This is a genomic window from Streptomyces sp. NPDC053048 (assembly GCF_044547045.1).
In the GTDB taxonomy this organism is placed as follows: domain Bacteria; phylum Actinomycetota; class Actinomycetes; order Streptomycetales; family Streptomycetaceae; genus Streptomyces.
On sequence record NZ_JBITZS010000028.1, the window covers coordinates 1 to 1,098 of the forward strand.

The following is a 1,098-nucleotide window of genomic DNA, read 5'->3' on the forward strand; positions in this document are numbered from 1 at the left end:
CGAGGAGGACGCGGTGCGCCGGCGTACGTTCCTAGGAGTGCTGGCGGGCGCGCCACTGCTCGATGCGGCCGCCTTGGAGCACCTCGCCGCGGCGGTGGACAATGCCCGGCGCTACAGCGACACGATGCTGGTGACCCACCTGCGCACCGCGTTAGACAAGGCCGCCCGCACCGACAGCCATGCCGGGCCGCGTCAGGTGCTGCCCGTCGCACTCGGCCTTGCCGGCGCCATCGACACCCTCGCCCGCGAAGCGCGTCCCGCGATCCGGCAGGACCTTCTCGCGCTCGGCGCCAGAACCGCTGAGTTCACCGCCTGGGTGCACCGCGACAGCGGAGCACCACCGCAGACCACGACGTACTGGCACGACCGGGCGATCGAGTGGGCGACACTGACCGGCGACGGGCCGATGCACGCCTACGTCCTGCTGCGGCGGGCCCAGGCCACCGACCGGCAGGACGCGGTCCGGATGTACGACCTAGCCCACGTAGCCGCCCGTGGGCCCTGGACGCTGCCGCCCCGGGCTCGTGCCGAGGCTCTGCAGCAAGAGGCCCGGGCGATGGCGCTCACCGGCGCCGGCCACCGCGACGTGGCGCGCACGCTCGACGAAGCCCACGACGCCCTCGGCGACGCCGCGCCCGCGCAGCCGGCGACGTGCACCGGCCCGCTCTGTGAGGGATACACCCGCGACCGGCTGATGGTGCAGAGCGCCATCTGCCACCGCGAAGCTGGACAGCCCGGACGCGCCGTCACCCTGCTGCGCCAGCACCTGGCGAAGGGGGCCTTCCCGACGAGGGACCGGGCGTTCTTCACCGCCCATCTCGCCGGTGCCCTGGCCGCCGTGGGCGAAGTCGACGAAGCAGCCGCCACCGGCATGGAAGTACTCCGCCTGGCCGCCGGCCCTCACTTCGGGCAAGCGCTCAGCGAAGTCCGCCGCACCGTCACCGCCCTGCGCCCCCACGCCCGCCGCACACCAGTGCGGGAACTGCGGCAGGCACTCGCAGCGCTGCCCGCCTAGGCCGCGAGGAAACCGGCGACGCGGTCAATGACCTCGGCCTGCCACGCCTGCGTCTGCGGGTGAAGGTACTCCGGATCCCCGTG

General features: G+C 73.7%; 1 protein-coding gene. It reads left to right on the plus strand.

Annotated elements, in window-relative coordinates; translation table 11 throughout:
- Nucleotides 1-1,015, plus strand: a 1,015-nt coding sequence (locus ACIG36_RS33305) for an XRE family transcriptional regulator (RefSeq protein WP_399936259.1), incomplete at its 5' end; no start/stop codon positions are given.
- Between the last annotated feature and the right edge of the window lie 83 nt (nucleotides 1,016-1,098).